General features: G+C 51.3%; 11 protein-coding genes. 2 read left to right on the forward strand and 9 right to left on the reverse strand.

Features of this window, described 5'->3' with window-relative positions; genetic code table 11:
- Window positions 1–1,418: hypothetical protein (locus K4A83_RS17675; RefSeq protein WP_265265975.1), on the forward strand; the 1,418-nt coding region annotated here is incomplete at its 5' end.
- Here the strand turns inward: K4A83_RS17675 and K4A83_RS17680 are convergent.
- From K4A83_RS17680 to rpsT, 8 genes are all read right to left on the reverse strand, one after another.
- A complete protein-coding gene (locus tag K4A83_RS17680; protein WP_265265976.1) occupies window positions 1,408–2,811 on the reverse strand; it encodes a TIGR03279 family radical SAM protein in 1,404 nt (467 codons plus the stop codon). The genes K4A83_RS17675 and K4A83_RS17680 overlap by 11 nt on opposite strands.
- A 17-nt stretch (window positions 2,812–2,828) precedes the next feature.
- Complete coding sequence (locus K4A83_RS17685) at window positions 2,829–3,740, reverse strand: undecaprenyl-diphosphate phosphatase (protein WP_407810104.1); 912 nt, start codon at window positions 3,738–3,740, stop codon at window positions 2,829–2,831.
- Window positions 3,741–3,888: 148 nt separating this feature from the next.
- A complete protein-coding gene (locus K4A83_RS17690; RefSeq protein WP_265265978.1) occupies window positions 3,889–4,257 on the reverse strand; it encodes a metal-sensitive transcriptional regulator in 369 nt (122 codons plus the stop codon).
- A gap of 100 nt (window positions 4,258–4,357) precedes the next feature.
- Window positions 4,358–8,404: a DNA-directed RNA polymerase subunit beta' gene (locus K4A83_RS17695; protein WP_265265979.1), complete on the reverse strand. Its 4,047-nt coding sequence runs from the start codon at window positions 8,402–8,404 to the stop codon at window positions 4,358–4,360.
- 167 nt (window positions 8,405–8,571) lie between these two features.
- Entirely contained in the window at window positions 8,572–10,455 is a 1,884-nt protein-coding gene (locus tag K4A83_RS17700; RefSeq protein ID WP_265265980.1) for a DNA-directed RNA polymerase subunit gamma, read from the reverse strand.
- Between the two features lie 141 nt (window positions 10,456–10,596).
- Window positions 10,597–13,944 carry a DNA-directed RNA polymerase subunit beta gene (gene rpoB / locus K4A83_RS17705; protein WP_265265982.1) on the reverse strand — a complete coding sequence of 1,116 codons (3,348 nt, stop codon included), beginning with the start codon at window positions 13,942–13,944 and terminating at the stop codon, window positions 10,597–10,599.
- A gap of 69 nt (window positions 13,945–14,013) precedes the next feature.
- Window positions 14,014–14,796, reverse strand: a complete 783-nt coding sequence (locus K4A83_RS17710; protein WP_265265983.1) for a TatD family hydrolase — start codon at window positions 14,794–14,796, stop codon at window positions 14,014–14,016.
- 177 nt (window positions 14,797–14,973) lie between these two features.
- A complete protein-coding gene (rpsT, locus tag K4A83_RS17715) occupies window positions 14,974–15,282 on the reverse strand; it encodes a 30S ribosomal protein S20 (protein WP_265265984.1) in 309 nt (102 codons plus the stop codon).
- A 367-nt stretch (window positions 15,283–15,649) separates the two neighbouring features.
- Here rpsT and hisD point away from each other — a divergent pair, with 367 nt between their 5' ends.
- Window positions 15,650–16,945 carry a histidinol dehydrogenase gene (gene hisD / locus K4A83_RS17720; RefSeq protein WP_265265986.1) on the forward strand — a complete coding sequence of 432 codons (1,296 nt, stop codon included), beginning with the start codon at window positions 15,650–15,652 and terminating at the stop codon, window positions 16,943–16,945.
- 164 nt (window positions 16,946–17,109) lie between these two features.
- Here the strand turns inward: hisD and K4A83_RS17725 are convergent, their stop codons facing one another.
- The gene (locus K4A83_RS17725; protein WP_321161036.1) at window positions 17,110–17,604 is read right to left on the reverse strand and encodes a DNA methyltransferase; all 495 of its coding nucleotides are present in this window, start codon (window positions 17,602–17,604) and stop codon (window positions 17,110–17,112) included.
- Window positions 17,605–17,736 lie beyond the last annotated feature (132 nt).

A 17,736-nucleotide genomic window follows, 5' to 3' on the forward strand; every position in this document is an offset into this window, starting at 1 on the left:
CCTCATCTCCCCCCGCCCCAGCCTCTCCCCCCGCTCCAGAGGGGGAATTCTCCGATGTAGATCTGGATCTAGATTCTCTCAATCTTGATGAGATGATGGCGGAGTTTGGGGAAGAAGATGATCTAGAAAGACCGGAAAAATTCTGGTTGTCCGTCGTGATTGCCGGGGCCGCCTTAAGTATTGTGGTGTTTTTTGGGAGTTTATACGTCCTGAGTCGCCCTTGTGTCTTGCGGGCTTGTGAAACGATGGACGTAGCAGAAGAATTAGCGGGGCGGGCGTTAAACACTCTGGAAGCCCCCCCCTCCGGTCAGGCTATCCTACAAGCCCAACAGCAACTCAATCAAGCCCTTGACTTGCTGCAATCCATTCCCCCTTGGTCCGGTAAGCACGACCAAGCCCAAGGATTGATCGCAGAGTATGACACCACCTCTCAACGATTAGCGGAATTAGTCGCCGCCCTGAGTTTAGCCTCCCAAGGGGCCAACTTAAGTCAAAATCCCCCCCATCCGGCGGCCCGCTGGGAATCGGCCCAAGGAAATTGGCGAGAGGCGATCGCACAACTGGGCCGTTTACCCGCCAACAGCCCCTTTTATGACTTCGCCCAGAACAAAATACAGGAGTACCGTCAAAATCTGAGCGTCATCAATCGTCGTCTACGCCTAGAACAGGAAGCCGTCGAGAGTTTCGCCGCCGCCCAAGAAGCCGCCAAAATCGCCGAAGCTCGCCAAGGCATCGCCCAATCCTTACAAGACCTACAACTCGCCTCCGCCACGTGGGAAACCGCCGTCCAACGCTTGCAAGCCATACAGTCTGGCACCACCCCCTACGCAGAAGCCCAACAGCAATTAAGCCTCTATTTACCCAGACTCTCCGCCGCCCGAGAACGGGAGCGCAACGAAGTATTCGCCACCGATGCCTATAATCAAGCCGTTCGTCTAGCCCAACTCGCCCAAAGTGCCGAAACGCGCAATCAATGGTCAGAAGCCGTCAGCCACTGGCGTAGTGCCGTCAACTACATTGAGCAAGTCCCCAATACCTCCTTTAATTATGCCAAAGCCCAACCCCTGATGAAATCCTACGCCGACGCTTTAACGGAGGCCGAATCCCGATTAAGAGAATCCTTACAAGTCCGCCAAGCTAGAGCCAATTTAGAGCGAGTTTGTAAGTCCGAGGATTTAATTTGTGTGTACACCGTAACCGATCGTTTAATTCGGGTTCGTTTAACTCCCACCTACATTGAAGAAATCCAAGCCAACGCCAGAATTGCCCAACAAAGTAATAATTTTTCCGCTCAAGTAGACTTATTGGATCACATTTTTACCCTAGAACAAACCCTCGAACGCATTAGTAGTGAGGCGGGAATTCCTTTAGAAATTTATACCTCTGAGAATGTATTAGTCAAGCGGTTTAATCCTTAAAAGAAACCCATCCAGAAAAACCCACTTCATCAGCAAATTGTTTTAGCTTTCTTAGTTTCTTATTTGAACAAACTTTCAGTAAATCTTCAATACCAGCAATGACAAAAATAGGAACATTCAGTTGCTCAGAGACAATTTCAACACTGAGATCATCCAGAAACAAGGTATCGTCATGTTTCAACATTACCGAGGGTAATAATAGCCCATCCCCTAATTCTTGATGGGCTAATCCTTGTAATAAATCTTGTCCAGTTAAGAGGCCTGTTACCGCAATATCAATTCCCCAATAATCACTTTTTAAGGGGGCAAGTTGCACCTCTAGACCTTCTAAGTCATTTAAGCGTTGGACAAGGGGTTTAAAGGCTGTTTTTACCGCATTTCCGACCACCCAAGTAAGACGGCGGGGGGGATGAACTTCGACTAAGTTAGTAGCTGCCACAAATTGATCTACTGTCTGGTGAAACTCTTTAATAAATTGGCGAATTGAACCCACTCCGTTACCGATTTGAGGGTAATCTTCATAATGGTCTTCTGGAGGAAGTTCCTGTTGAGCAATGAGAAACCATTCATCCGCTAACCAGGCGAAAGTTGTGCCTAATTGTGGTTGAAATTTTTGTTGTAGGGTTTGGACTTGCTCAATGACCTGTTTTGCGTCTTCTGGGGTGACGGGGGTGAGTTCATCGAGACTAGGACGAAAACGGGTGAGTCCTACGGGAACGACGGCAGCGGAGAGAATAGTAGGAATTTCTCCTGAGTGGAATTGTGCTAGGTCTAAGAGGGTTTTTTCGAGGTGGATTCCGTCATTAATGCCCGGACAAATAACCACTTGAGCATGAATTTGTAAGCGTCGTTCTTGAAACCATTGGAATTGATTTAAAATATCCCCAGCGCGAGGGTTTTTTAAGAGGCGAATTCTAATATCTGGTTCAGTGGCATGAACAGAGACGTAGAGGGGAGAAAGTCGCATCTGTTCGATGCGTTGCCATTCTTTGGGGGGGAGATTGGTTAGGGTTAAATAACTCCCGTAGAGAAAGCTTAGGCGATAGTCGTCGTCTTTGAAGTATAAGCTATCCCGTTTACCGGGAGGCTGTTGATCAATAAAGCAGAAGGGACAATGATTATTACATTGAATTAAGCCATCAAAGAGGGCTGTTTCAAATTCTAAGCCTAGGTTTTCTTCGTAGTCTTTTTCAATTTCGAGTTCGTGATATTGTCCCTGTTGATCTATAACGGTGAGTTCTAGGATTTCATCGGCGCAGAGGAATTGATAGTCAATGAGATCCCGAGGTTGAGTGCCGTTGATTGAGACTATGGCATCCCCAACTTCAAAGCCGATTTCTTCGGCGATGGAGTCGGGAAGGACGCGGCTAATTTTGGCGGGTTGGATAGGCATAATCGGCTAGGGTTTGACTAGACATTGGCAAAGAGGCCAAAGGCAGAAGCGATGAGAATGACAATCCCGAAGGCGAGACGATACCACACAAAGAGCCAGGTACTTTGTTTTTGTAGATAGTTCATTAACCAGGCGATCGCAAGGTAAGAAAAAACGGCCGACGAAAAAACCCCAAGTCCTAGGGGAATCCACTGTTCGGCCCCCACGTTGGCATCTAACACTTCCGTTTTCAGTTCCACTAATCCCGCGAGGGTAATGGCGGGAATGCCCAAAAGGAAGGAAAACCGGGCTGCTGTGGCGCGTTCTAAGCCTATAAAGAGGGCGGCGGTGATGGTGGAACCGGAACGAGAGACACCGGGGATAATGGCTAAGGCTTGGGCGATTCCCATCAAAATCCCGTCCTGGGTGGTGAGGTGGTCAAAATCCCGGCGGCGTTGGCCTAGCTTTTCGGCTAATCCTAACAGAGAGGCCATCACAATGGAGGCGATCGCAATGGTGTTCATACTCCGCAAAGGAGAGTTATCCAAATCCGGGATAAACAGCTTAAATCCTAACCCCACAATTACAATCGGTAAAGTCCCCACCGCAATCCCAATGGCAATTTTCAGGGATAAGGCTGGGGAGGGGGGATAATGGCCCTCTGCGGTCTGAGGGATTGGAGTTGGGGGGGGGAGTTCCTTCTTAGAGGCGAGAATCCGTAATTGAGTGATCGCCCCCCAAGTTAACTCAATTAAATCCTGCCGAAAATACCATAACACCGCCCCAATACTGCCCAATTGCACCACGGCGGTAAAAGTGACACCGGGATCTCCCCAGCCCAAGAACACCGGAATGGCCTTGAGGTGTGCAGTGCTACTAATGGGGATAAATTCCGTTAAGCCTTGTACCATGCCCAACACCAAGGCTTGAAACCAATTGATCCCGGCCATCCCCGTAGCCGGGCTTGGGGTTTGAGCCAGGGCAATATGGTTGGTCAGAGTGGAAAAGGCGATCGCTAGACTCAAGCCTAACGCCATCTCACTCAACACCACCAAACCTTTACGCTGTAACTTATTCATCGACTGATTCTCACAAAGTTTACGGTAAAAAGCGATCCAACGCCGCTTTTAACTCGCTTAATTCTGCCTCAATGTTCCCATCATGAGCAGCGCGGGCTACACAAGCCGTTAAATGCTCATCTAAAATCAAACGAGCCACCCGATCCAATGCACCTCGCACCGCCGCAATCTGAATCAACACCTCGGGACAGTGACGATCTTCACTGACCATTGTTTTTATCCCCCGAATATGACCTTCAATCCGGGAGAGACGATTAATAATCTGCCGTTGAGATTCAGGATTATGAACATGGGAATGGGGGTGAGAATGTCCCTCTTGTTCTTGGCCACCTTGCTCTGAGAGAGAAGATGGGGGGATAGCTTGATTCTCTTCAAGGGGGATATTCATGATCTTTCTCCGAGAAACCCCATCCCGTAAGTGGGGTGGGGTTGTTTAGGTAATAGGTAGTAGGGAACTGATAATTGATAATTGAGAATTACCTTAAGATTTACTCCTCCTCATAGAACTCATTGAACTCATCCGAGGCATCAAAATCCGAGTCCGGATCAGCATCCTCCACACTATAAGCCCGAGCCGTTTGGTCATCCAACACCACATCTTCATCCAAAGGACGACCCCCGGCTAAACCCGTCCCAGCGCGCTCAGGATAGACCATCGTCTCACTGAGATCCCGGTCAGGGGTTAAATCCCCTCCCCCAAACCCGTAAAGACCCGTAGGCAAGCCCCCAGAACTCTCGAAATCTAAGCTACTCAGGGGTAAGTCTTCATGGAGATGGAAACCCGTCCCAGCCGGAATTAAACGCCCGATAATCACGTTCTCCTTCAGACCCCGCAGCCAATCAGATTTCCCTTCAATAGCCGCCTCCGTTAACACCCGGGTGGTTTCTTGGAAACTGGCCGCACTGATAAAACTATCCGTATTCAAGGACGCTTTAGTAATCCCCAACAAGACCGGAGTATAGCGCGCCGGAGCCGCCCCCGTAATGCCCATTGCTTCGTTCACCTGTTCCACCTGGCGTAACTCCACCAACTCACCGGGTAACATCGTCGTGTCTCCCCCGTCGTCGATGCGCACTTTACAGGTCATCTGCCGCACAATCACCTCAATGTGTTTGTCAGAAATCTCAATGCCTTGGGACTGATACACCCCTTGGACACTTTCGACCAGGAACATCTGGGCTTTTTGTAAACCAATTAAGGCCGCCTCATAAACCCCTTTGAGATCCTTGTAATACTCAAAGTAAGTTTCGAGAATTTCGTGGGGATTAGATGGGCCATCAGTTAACGGTTCCGCCACTTCCACCTCTTGACCATCAGAGACAATGACATTTTGACCCGGACTGAGGGGATAATCCGTAATCACCCCCTCTTCCTCAATAATCTTGATATCCACCGACTCATCATCCCCATAGACCACCTGAGCGGTTCCCGGACGACGAGCGAGTAAACAGGCTTCTTTCGGGCGACGAGCTTCTAGCAGTTCCTCAATCCGAGGCAACCCTTGGATAATGTCCCCGGTTTTAGACCGTTCAAACACCAATAACACCAAATTATCGCCCCGTTGGACTAAATCTCCATTGCCAATTTGCAAGATAGCCCCGGCCGAGACACGATAAGGACGGGCATAGCGTAGGGTGATGCTTGAGCCTTGAACAGACACGACTTGACCCGAATCGGAACTCTTGACCCCAGAGGCGATTTCCTGACCAGCCACGATTAAATCCCCGACTTTGACTTTGGGTTTTCCCTCAATGTTGATCTCGAAGCGATCGCTGGCTCGGACCAACAAAACTCGTCGTAGGGCTTCCGCACTCTTGAGAATCCCCCGCACTTCCCCAGCTTCCTTACACTGAATCGCCGTGCGAGCCACTACGGCCCCTTTGGGGATTTCTTGACCGTCCTCGACCAAAATCTCCGTTCTCGTACCTCCACTGAGGGGGTCAGCATCCACATCTCGGCGAATCACCAGAGACTCCAGAATCACAATCTGTAATAGATACTCCTGAACCACTAAGCTATTGCCATAGACTTCCGACTCACTGGCCATAGATAACTGATCCGTCACAATGGCATCGGGTTCCGGTTCGTCATTGATTAAGGGAATCAACTCAATATCGGCTGTCAAACCGCCGATTTCCCGCTCATCCCCATCTTCGGCCTCAATTTCTAACACCAGTTGGGTGCTTAACAATTCCACCCCTTCCACAGAGCGCACCCGTTCCCCATCTTTATAGTGCAGACGTTGCACCGCCCGCAGGGAGATTTTCTGGCCCGATTTATCATTAATCGAGTCTTGGGACGGCACATCGGGCTGGTCGGCCACTTGGTATTCCACCACCGGACGCAACAACAAGGCGACACCTTCGGGGGTGTCTAAATACTGCCCAAAGCGCATTTCTTCCAACACCACACCCGGCAACACCTCAGTTCCCGGAGATAGGAGTTGCCCATCGGCTTCCATCAGGGGCGGTTCATCCAAGAGGTGTAAATCCCCCGGTTTAATCACCATTTCCCGCAGAATGTCGTTTTTCTGCACCACTTCCACCACCCCACTGGATTGGCAGAAGATATCCTTCACCACTTCGGTACCCGCTTCCACATACTGGCCTTCTTCCACCAGTAACAGGGAGATATCTTTATTCACCTCATGGCATTCTTCGGGAATCCAGATTAAGGTTCCCCCCTGGGTCACTTCATAGCCCTGTTTAGCGCGTCCCCGCAGGCGACCCACTTCCACCCCGGCATATTTCACAATCCCCCCGGTGTGGGTGCGATAGCGGTCATCAATCAGTTCCGCCACCACTTGATGGTTTAACAACTTGGTGCCGGGGGTGGCTTTGAGTAAGAACCGTTGACCTAATGCGGTTTGGATAATATATTGTTCCCGTCCCCCCGTAGCGGTTCGCTGTACCCGGGCTTGGTCTAACTGCACCGAGGCGGTGATAATTTCAATTTCCCGACTCCCGGCCGTCAAACGGACTACCCCTCCGTGGGCGGTGGCCAGTTTGGTCTGGGCCAGAACATCGCCCCGTTCTAGCATTGCACCGTTTTCTACCACAGGTTCAGCCCCCGGCAGCAGGTTATACACTTCCCCCGAGAGTACCCAAATTAAGCCCCCCCGTTGGACAATGTGGGTGGTGTTGCCTTGACGGTCGGTTTTTTCTTCTTCCACCAATCGGTCAAACAACACTTCTCCAGCCAAGTCACTGGTCACGTCTTTCGTGGCCTTTTCTGTGGAGCGTTGGCGTTTAGGTAGGGCGACTTCGGCTAAGAGTTCGTCTTTCTCCACCTTCTGCCCAACTTTGACAAACAGCAGAGAACCTGCCGTAACGGAATAGGGAATCACCTCCCCATTCTCCAACTCTAGTAAGATTTCCCCCGCCACTTCGACTTGTTCCCGTTCGTCCCCGTGACGAGTCCGTACAGGGCGGGTGCGGAGTTTGGAGTCAAAGCGAATGGTTCCGGCTTGTTCAGCTTGTACATTGCGCGCCACTTCCCCAGTAAAAACCCCTCCGGTGTGGAAAGTCCGCATGGTTAACTGTGTACCCGGTTCCCCAATGGACTGGGCGGCAATAATCCCAATGGCTTCACCCATGTTGACCATTTTGCCGTGGGCTAAACTCCAACCATAACAATGTTGGCAGACACTGCGTGCCGCCTCACAGGTTAAACTCGAACGAACTTTGACCCGCTCTACAGCGTTTTGTACCCGTTCGGCTACATCTTCATCAATGGGTTGATTGCGCTGGGCAACGACTTCCCCGGTTTTGGGGTCAATGACATCTTCGGCTAAGACGCGACCAAATAAACGGTTGGCGAGGGGGATTAAAATGCGATCGCCATCTTTCATCGCCTCCACCATCACCCCCCGTTCCGTCCCGCAGTCCACCTCCCGCACGATCACATCCTGACTCACATCCACCAGCCGCCGGGTTAAATACCCCGAGTCCGCCGTCCGTAAAGCCGTATCTACTAACCCTTTCCTCGCCCCGTAAGACGAAATAATATACTCCGTCACCGTCAAGCCTTCCCGGAAATTGGTCTTAATGGGCAACCCAATAATTTCCCCTTGAGGGTCAGCCATCAAGCCCCGCATCCCCACCAACTGACGCACCTGAGATAAATTCCCCCGCGCCCCAGAAAAGGCCATCATATACACACTATTGAGGGGATTCGTATCCTTAAAGTTACGCACCACCTCATCTTTCAACGTCTCTGAGGTTTTATTCCAAGTATCAATCACCTTCTGGAAGCGTTCCACCTCGGTAATTTCCCCGGTACGATAACGGTTTTCCGTGATGCGCACCTCTTCCTCCGCTTCTCGGAGCATTTGCTTCTTCACTGGAGGCACTTGTAAATCATCCACACTAATGGATACCCCAGCACGGGTGGCATAGCGAAACCCTAATTCCTTGAGTTGGTCAGCGACCTGAGAACAGCGCGCACTCCCATAATTGGTGAACGCCCAAGCAATCAGCTTTTTCAGTTGACCTTTATCAACAATTCGGTTAAAAAAAATGGGTTCTTTAGACATAATTTTCTCGGTTAGGGGGCAATCAGTGATCAATTGTCAATCATCAATTATCAAGGGGGTGAGAGGCAGGGCTTTCCCCCCCATTGTTCCCCCCGCACTTAGGGGGGCTAAGGGGGAGCGGGAGAGAAACAGTGAATCGTTAACGATTCACTATTCACCAACCCCTATTAACTAATCAAAGCCTCCCGAATCATCTTGTTATAAATAATCCGGCCCGGAGTCGTGCGAATATACTGGAACTGACCCCCATCCGGTAACTCCCGCACCTTGCGCTCTCGATAGTACTTCACCACACTGCCATCACTTTGTGTCTCCTCTTTGACCACTTCCTCATCAGGTTTCACCGTATTTACATCGCCGTTGTAACGCAGCCAAATAAAAGTATGAATATCTAGCTGACCCTGTTCAAAAGCCCGCAGGGCATCATCCATCGAAGCAAAATAACGCCCGGCTCCCTTCTCAGCAGTTTGAACCGCCGGATTTTCCGCCGTCAGGTAATAACAACCCAACACCATATCCTGAGACGGAGCCACAATCGGTTTCCCCGTCGCCGGAGATAAAATATTGTGACAAGCCAACATCAATAACCGCGCTTCCGCCTGAGACTCCAAAGACAGAGGAACGTGAACCGCCATTTGGTCGCCGTCAAAGTCCGCGTTAAACGCCGGACACACTAAAGGATGGAGTTGAATCGCTCGACCCTCCACTAAAATCGGCTCAAACGCCTGAATCCCTAAACGGTGGAGCGTTGGCGCACGGTTGAGCAGGACAGGGTGTCCGGCAATCACTTCCTCCAATACTTCCCACACGGCTGCATCTCCTCGTTGAATGAGCTTTTTCGCCGCCTTGATATTATTCACCAAACCATTCTTAATCAAACGGTGAATCACAAAGGGCTGGAACAACTCAATGGCCATTTCCCGAGGCAACCCGCACTGATAAATCTTCAGTTTCGGCCCCACCACAATCACAGACCGTCCCGAATAGTCCACCCGTTTTCCGAGCAGGTTTTGCCGGAAACGCCCTTGTTTCCCTTCAATAATGTCCGACAAAGACTTGAGCGCTCGGTTATTCGCCCCCACCACCGTCCGGCCTCGTCGTCCGTTATCAATCAGGGCATCTACCGCCTCTTGTAACATCCGTTTTTCGTTCCGCACAATGATTTCCGGGGCGAGAATCTCCTGTAAACGGGCTAAACGGTTGTTGCGGTTAATCACTCGACGGTAAAGGTCGTTTAAGTCAGAGGTGGCAAAACGTCCCCCATCCAACTGCACCATGGGGCGCAAATCGGGGGGAATCACGGGAATGACATCTAACACCATCCACTCGGGCCGGGACCCGGTGGCAATAAAGTTATCAATCACCCGCAGCCGTTTAATTAATTTGGCGCGTTTTTGCCCTTTGGCTCCGGTGATTTCTTCCCGCAGTTTTTCGGCTTCTTCTTCTAAATTCACCTCTGCGAGTAAGCGCTGAACTGCTTCGGCCCCAATGCCTACCTCAATGCCTTCTAATTCCGAATCTTCAGCATAGAGTTGTTCTTCAATTTCGAGCCATTGGTCTTCGCTCAATAATTGGCGATGTTGTAGGTTCGTGGCATTACCGGGGTCTAAGACCACGTAGGCGTTAAAATAAACAATCTGCTCCACATCCCGCAGGGGCATATCTAACAAAATGCTCAAATAGCTGGGGATACCTTTGAGGTACCAAACATGGGTCACCGGGGCAGCTAATTTAATAAAGCCCATGCGGTGACGACGAACGCGGGATTCTGTGACTTCTACTCCGCAGCGCTCGCAGACAATACCCCGGTGGCGCACCCGTTTATATTTCCCGCAGTGACATTCCCAATCCTTGGCCGGACCAAAAATCCGTTCACAGAACAGACCATCCATTTCCGGTTTCAGGGTGCGGTAGTTAATCGTCTCGGGTTTGGTCACTTCTCCGACGATTTGACCATTGGGCAGGGTGCGCTCCCCCCACTGGCGAATCCGTTCGGGGGAAGCGATGCCAATTTTGACGTAATCAAAACGCTGTTCTGTCGGGTTTCTCATGTCAATTATCAGGGGTTAGGGGTTAGGGATTAGGGTTAGGGGTTGGGGTGTAGGGATTAGGGAATAGGGGTTAGGGTGTTGGGGAATTAATAGTTATTCCCTATTCCCCTATTCCCTGTTCCCAGATCCGGTGTTCCCTATTTACACTTCGTCCTCTTGTAAATCTTCGCTGGTCAAAGATTCATAGGTGGGACGATTGGGGGTGCGTCGCCGTTCAACGTCGGCCATCAGGTCTACTTCCACATCTTGACTGTCTCCATTTTTGGCGGTTTCGACTTTATGAACGGCAATATCTAACCCCAAGGATTGGAGTTCCCGCATTAACACCTTGAAGGATTCGGGAGTGCCAGGTCGGGGAATGGGTTTCCCTTTGACAATGGCGTTGAGGGCTTCGTTCCGTCCCTGCATATCATCGGACTTGACGGTGAGCAGTTCTTGTAAGGTGTAGGCGGCACCGTAAGCTTCCAGGGCCCAGACTTCCATTTCCCCAAACCGTTGTCCCCCTTGTTGGGCTTTCCCTCCTAGGGGTTGCTGGGTGACGAGGGAGTAAGGGCCAGTGGAACGGGCGTGAATTTTGTCGTCTACGAGGTGAACCAGTTTCAACATATAGGCAATGCCCACGGTCACAGGACGGTCGAAGGGTTCTCCGGTGCGTCCGTCGTAGACTTGGATTTTGCCCGGGTTTTCGGGGTCAAAGACCCAATTCCGACCAGCTTTCCGGCTGGCTTCTTCGAGTTTGCCGTGAACGGTGAGACGGGAGGCTTCTTCCCCGTACATTTCATCGAAGGGGGTGATTTTAAAGCGTGCGCCGAGGTTTTCGCCGGCCCAACCGAGGAGACATTCAAAGACTTGTCCCACGTTCATCCGGGAGGGTACGCCCAAGGGGTTGAGGACAATATCCACGGGGCGACCGTCGGGCAGGTAGGGCATATCTTCCATGGGCAGGATACGGGAAATAATCCCTTTGTTGCCGTGACGACCGGCCATTTTATCCCCGACTTGGATTTTGCGTTTTTGGGCGACGTAGACGCGGACGACCATGTTGGCTCCGGGGGGAAGTTCGTCGCCTTGTTCCCGGGTGAAGACGCGCACATCGACGACGCGACCTTTTTCACCGTTGGGAACGCGCAGGGAGTTGTCCCTTACGTCCCGGGCTTTTTCGCCGAAGATGGCGCGCAGCAGTTTTTCTTCGGGGGGTTGGTCGGATTCTCCTTTGGGGGTGACTTTCCCGACGAGGATATCCCCGGATTCGACCCAGGCCCCAATGCGAATAATGCCGCGTTCGTCGAGGTGTCGCAGGGCATCTTCCCCGACGTTGGGGATTTCCCGGGTGATTTCTTCTGGGCCGAGTTTGGTCTGGCGGGCTTCAATTTCGTATTTTTCGATGTGAATGCTGGTGTAGATGTCGTCCATGACTAGCCGTTCACTGATGAGGATGGCGTCCTCGTAGTTGTAGCCTTCCCAGGGCATATAGGCGAGGAGGATGTTTTGACCGAGGGCGATTTCTCCTCCTTCACTGGCGGAACCGTCGGCGAGGACTTGACCGGGGACGACGGGTTCTCCGGGGAAGACGAGGGGCCGCTGGTTTAAGCAGGTGTCTTGGTTAGAGCGTTGATATTTTTGCAGTTGATACTCGATAACTTGGGGGGCGGAGGGTTCTGGAGTCGGGGGGGCTTCCTCGCCTTCGACGGGGGGGCTAGGGGGGATGGGGTCTACCTTGATTTTGACTCGTTCGGCATCGACGTAACTCACGATGCCTTGATGACGGGAGACGACCACCATGCCGGAGTCGCGGGCGGCTTGGGCTTCTAGGCCGGTGCCAACGAGGGGCCGTTCTGGTTTGAGTAGGGGGACGGCTTGACGCTGCATATTGGACCCCATGAGGGCGCGGTTGGCGTCGTCGTGTTCGAGGAAGGGAATCAGGGAGGTGGCTACGGAGACAATCTGCATGGGGGAGATGGCTACATAGTCCACTTGGTCGGGGGTGGTGGTGGAGAATTCCTGGCGATAGCGCACGGGAATTTCATCCCCGAGGATGTAGCCGTTTTCGTCGGTGGCTACGTCGCCGGGGGCTACTTGGCGGTCGTCTTCTTCGTCGGCGGTGAGGTAAACGACGGGTTCATCTAAACAGACTCGTCCGTTTTGGGCGCGCCGATAGGGGGTTTCGATGAAGCCGTAGTCGTTGACGCGGGCGAAGGTGGCGAGGGAGCCAATGAGTCCGGCGTTGGGGCCTTCGGGGGTTTCTACGGGGCAGATGCGGCCGTAGTGGGAGGGGTGAATGTCTCGCACGGCGAAGCCGGCCCGTTCTCGGGTTAACCCGCCGGGGCCGAGGGCGCTAATCCGGCGTTTGTGGGTGAGTTCGGCGAGGGGGTTGGTTTGGTCCATGAACTGGGAGAGTTGGGAGGAGCCAAAGAATTCTTTAATCGCCGCGACGAGGGGTTTGGGGTTAACGAGGGAGGCGGGGGTGAGGGAGTCGGCTTCGGAGACGGTCATCCGTTCGCGGATGATGCGTTCTAGGCGGTTTAGGCCGACGCGGACTTGGTTTTGCAGGAGTTCGCCGACGGACCGGACGCGACGGTTGCCGAGGTGGTCGATGTCGTCTACGTTGCCGACGTCGAATTCTAGGTTAATTAGATAGTCGATGGCGGCGAGGATGTCGGTGGGGGTGAGGACTCGAGTGCTGTCGGGGACGTTGAGCCGCAGTTTGCGGTTGAGTTTGTAGCGCCCGACTTTGCCGAGGTCGTAGCGTTTGTTGTCGAAGAAGCGGGAGTCTAGCAGTTGACGACCGCCGCTTACGGTGGGGGGTTCGCCCGGACGGAGTTTTTTGTAGAGTTCCATCAGGGCGTCGTCTTCGCTGGGGTTGCCTTCTTTTTCGAGGGTTTTGTGGTAGTAGTCGGGGTGACGCAGGGCATCGAGGATTTCGTTGTCGCCGAGTCCGATGGCTTTGAGCAGGACTTGGGATGAAAGTTTCCGGGTTTTGTCGATGCGGACCCACACGAGGTCGTTTTTGTCGGTTTCAAATTTCAGCCAAGCGCCTCGGTTGGGGATGAGGGAGGCGGAGTAGGTGCGGCGACCGTTTTTGTCGGTTTCGGATTTGTAGTAAACTCCGGGCGATCGCACAATTTGGTTGACGATCACTCGTTCGGCTCCGTTGATGATGAAGGTTCCCCGTTCGGTCATCAGGGGCAGGTCGCCGATAAAGACTTCCTGTTCTTTGATTTCTCCGGTTTCTTTGTTGATTAAACGGGTGGGAACGTACATCTGGACGGCGTAGCTGGCATCCCGCCGTTTGGCTTCGTCTACGTCGTATTTGGGGGCGTGGAGTTTGTATTTTTCGCCGATAAAGTGCAGTTCTAGTTTCCCGGTGTAGTCGGTGATGGGGGAGAAACTATTGAGTTCTTCAATGAGTCCGGTTTCCAAAAACCAGCGAAAGCTAGACCGTTGAATTTCAATCAGATCCGGCAGTAGGTTATGGGTGGGGTTGGTCATTTCGATTCTCGATTAGGTGGAAACAGGGAACGGGGATTGAGGTCTTGAGAATTGATAATATGGCTCCGATTAGCTCTCGCTTAACCCAAATAGCTTACAGGCGTTAGCGGTGGTTTGTTGGGCGAGTTCTTCTAGGCGGACTCCTCGCAGGTCTGCTAAGGTTTCGGCAACATACCGCACAAAGGCGGGTTCGTTGCGTTTGCCTCGTTGGGGGACGGGAGCTAAAAAGGGACAGTCGGTTTCAATGAGCAGGCGATCGCAAGGCACCATTTGGGCCGAGGCTTTGACGCTGTGGGCGTTCTTGAAGGTGACAATCCCACTAAAACTGATATAAAATCCTAGGTCTAAAAACCATTGAGTTTCTTCCGGGCTACCGCCCCAACAGTGCATTACTCCTCGGATTTCTCCATATTCCTGTGACTGATGCCTCAGCAAATCGCGCAAATCGGCGGCTGCGTCGCGACAATGCACGATAACAGGTTTGCCGAGTTCCGCAGCGATTTGAAGCTGCACACGGCAAACCTTGTTCTGTTGGTCTTGGTTGGTGGCTTTGTAATAGTCTAAACCGAGTTCCCCAATGGCCACGACTCTAGAATCTGAGCGGGCCAGTTGACGAATTTCGTCGGCTGTTCCTTCACCCCATTTGTCGGCATCTAGGGGATGTAATCCGACGGCAAAGGATAGCTCTGGGAATCGGTCGGCCAAAGCCTGAATACTCACAAACTCGCTCGGCTCCACGCAGGAATGCACGAGACGAACAACACCAGCTTCTTGCCAACGGGTTTGTAGAGCGTCTAAGTCTTGCTGAAAGTCAGCAAAGTTAATATGAACGTGGGTGTCAATTAACTTCATTACAACCCAGTTTGCTAAACTGATGGATTCTAAAAAAACTAAGCCGTTTTACGGGCTGTTTCCTGCCAGTTCTCGGGGGGAATTTTAGGTTTCTCCTTCCAACTGGAGGGGGATTAGAAGCCAAGAGGCCTAAGAATGGGGTCTAGCCCACTTTTAACTCTTGACTTTTTGAGCAGTTTATGCCTTTACGGCTTGGGCTTTCTCATGGGTCATGCGCCAAAAACGAGCTAAACGGGCTTTCCGACGCGCTCCGGTGTTGGCGTGCAGTACCCCTCTTTTCACGGCTTTGTCGATCTTTTGGTAGGCCGAGGAGCGAGCTTGGTCTACTTTTTGCAGTGCCTCGGGGGTTTGCTCTTGTACATAGGCTTCAACGGCCGTAAAATAACGTTTCATCAAGGTTTTCACGGCTGACTTATAAGCCTTATTTCTCAGGCGATTCCGTTCAGCAATTTGAATGCGTTTAATTGCAGATTTGTTATTAGCCACGGTCAGTTCGGGGAAACGATATATTTGGAGTTTTGGGGTTTTGAGTGTTTCCTCCCCTTGAGCTATAAATAATTAGCTTTGGGAGGCTCTGGCTTTTCGTCTGGGGGTGAACCGGAAAATGGCAGGTTTTTCCACCCTCACACTACTCAGGACATATCAATATAACATTTTAGGTCAAAGTCTGGCAAGGGCAAAGGGGGAATGTTTTGCCGGGAGGAAAAAAAGGGGGAAATGCCAGTGTCAAAAGGGATAAATTGTCAGTGGTGGGGAGAATTTCCGGCAGAAGAGGAGAGGAAAAGCAGGCAAGTCTGGGCAATACAAGTTAAGCTAGAGAAACAATGGGAAGTAGCGAAGGCATTTTGACTCCATGCTGCGAATTATTACTCAGCAGTCTGAGGCACACACGGAACTTCAGCGCATTGGCGGGCGCACTCATGGCAGCGAAACGCTTCAAGTGGAAGAAACGGTGCGGGATATTCTGCAAACGGTTCGACAACAGGGCGATCGCGCACTTTTAGATTACACCGCCAAATTTGATGGGCAAACCCTGACCCTGAGCCAATTACGGGTCAGTGGTTCGGAACTGGATGCAGCCTACCAACAAGTATCTAAGGATCTCTTGGATGCCATCAGCTTGGCTTGTCGGCGAGTGGAAGCCTTTCATCGACAACGGGTTCCTAAGTCTTGGGTTCAGTTTCAAGAGGATGATGTGATCCTCGGGAAACGTTATACCCCGGTGGATCGGGCTGGGTTATATATTCCGGGGGGGCGGGCGGCCTATCCGAGTACGGTGATTATGAACGCCATTCCCGCCAAGGTGGCGCAGGTGCCGCGCATTGTGATGGTGACTCCGCCGAGTGAAGGGGGGAAAATTTCCCCGGCGGTGTTGGTGGCGGCGCAGGAGGCGGGAATTACAGAAATTTATCGGGTCGGAGGGGCCCAGGCGATCGCAGCGTTGGCCTACGGGACGGATACAATCCCCAATGTGGACGTGATTACGGGCCCGGGTAATATTTACGTCACCCTAGCCAAAAAGATGGTCTACGGTTTAGTGGGGATTGATTCCCTCGCTGGCCCGTCGGAGGTGTTGATTATTGCCGATCATCAGGCGAATCCGGTTCATGTGGCGGCGGATTTGTTGGCGCAGGCGGAACATGATCCGATGGCGGCAGCGATTTTAATTACACCGGATGGGGGGTTAGCCAAACGGGTCCAACAGGAGGTTCAGGAGCAGTTACAGAACCATCCTCGACGGATTTTGACGGAAAAGGCGATCGCCCACTATGGCTTAATCATTGTGGTAGACTCCCTGAACACGGCCGCGGAACTCTCTAATCTCTTTGCACCGGAACATTTAGAACTCGAAATTGCTCAACCTTGGGATCTCTTAGAACAGATTCGCCATGCCGGAGCGATTTTCTTAGGCAATTCTACCCCGGAAGCTGTGGGGGACTATTTAGCTGGTCCCAATCACACCCTCCCCACCTCTGGTTCAGCGCGCTATTCTTCGGCTTTAGGGGTGGAAACCTTCCTGAAACACTCTAGTTTGATTCAATACTCCCCTAAAGCCTTAAGTGAGATGGGTCGAGCCATCCAAACCTTAGCGGATGCCGAAGGGTTACACTCTCACCGGGAGTCGGTTCGTTTACGCTTGGAAGAGTGAGGGGATGGGTTAAGAATTCACAAAAAACAGGAGGCGCGAACTCCTGACACCTAGTCCTAGCAAGTGGGATGTAGTTCAAGCATCAGCTTCACCCTGACCTTAATCTGTCCATCGATTACCTACGCTGATGCTGGACTCTACATCGTTAAATGTAAGGGATGCAATCAAGAATATTTCGTATTTGCTACTTCTCGGCATACTATTAACTCCTTAAGGACGTTTTTTCTCCACCATCTAAATACATTATGAATAATAGGAACTCTTGTGTTAAAAAACTGAATTACTTCATCTAGCGATATTTTTTGATAATCTTCAATTATTTTGTAAACTTCAGCTAAGTAATTTTCAATTAAATTAAGGTTCTTAGTCTTCCACTTCAACGATTTAGTGCCAGTTTGTTGTAACAGAGGATTAATCTCAATTCCAAGTGATCTAATTCCCTGTTTCTGGCACTCAATACAAGTAGTACCTCTACCACTAAATGGATCTAATACGAAATGATCTTGAGTAATTTTAAATTCCTTAATCAAAAATCTGACTAAATTGGGTGAGTAACTTGGAGTCAGACGATACCATCTATGTATCGGTTCTACTTGACCTGCTTTAAATGTAATATCTCCTATATCAATTTCTTCATAATCGAATCCAGACTGCTGTATTCTTTCTTGACACTCCCATCGCTAAAAGCGAGGGATTCTTGGTTCAACGAGTTTCCTTAACTTGGCAGGACGTATCCAACCAAGCCAGAGGGAATCTCTCCCCAAGCGTGAGTTCCGGTATGCCCTACCGTA

Source organism: Spirulina subsalsa FACHB-351 (assembly GCF_026130165.1).
Classification (GTDB): Bacteria; Cyanobacteriota; Cyanobacteriia; order Cyanobacteriales; family Spirulinaceae; genus Spirulina_A; species Spirulina_A subsalsa_A.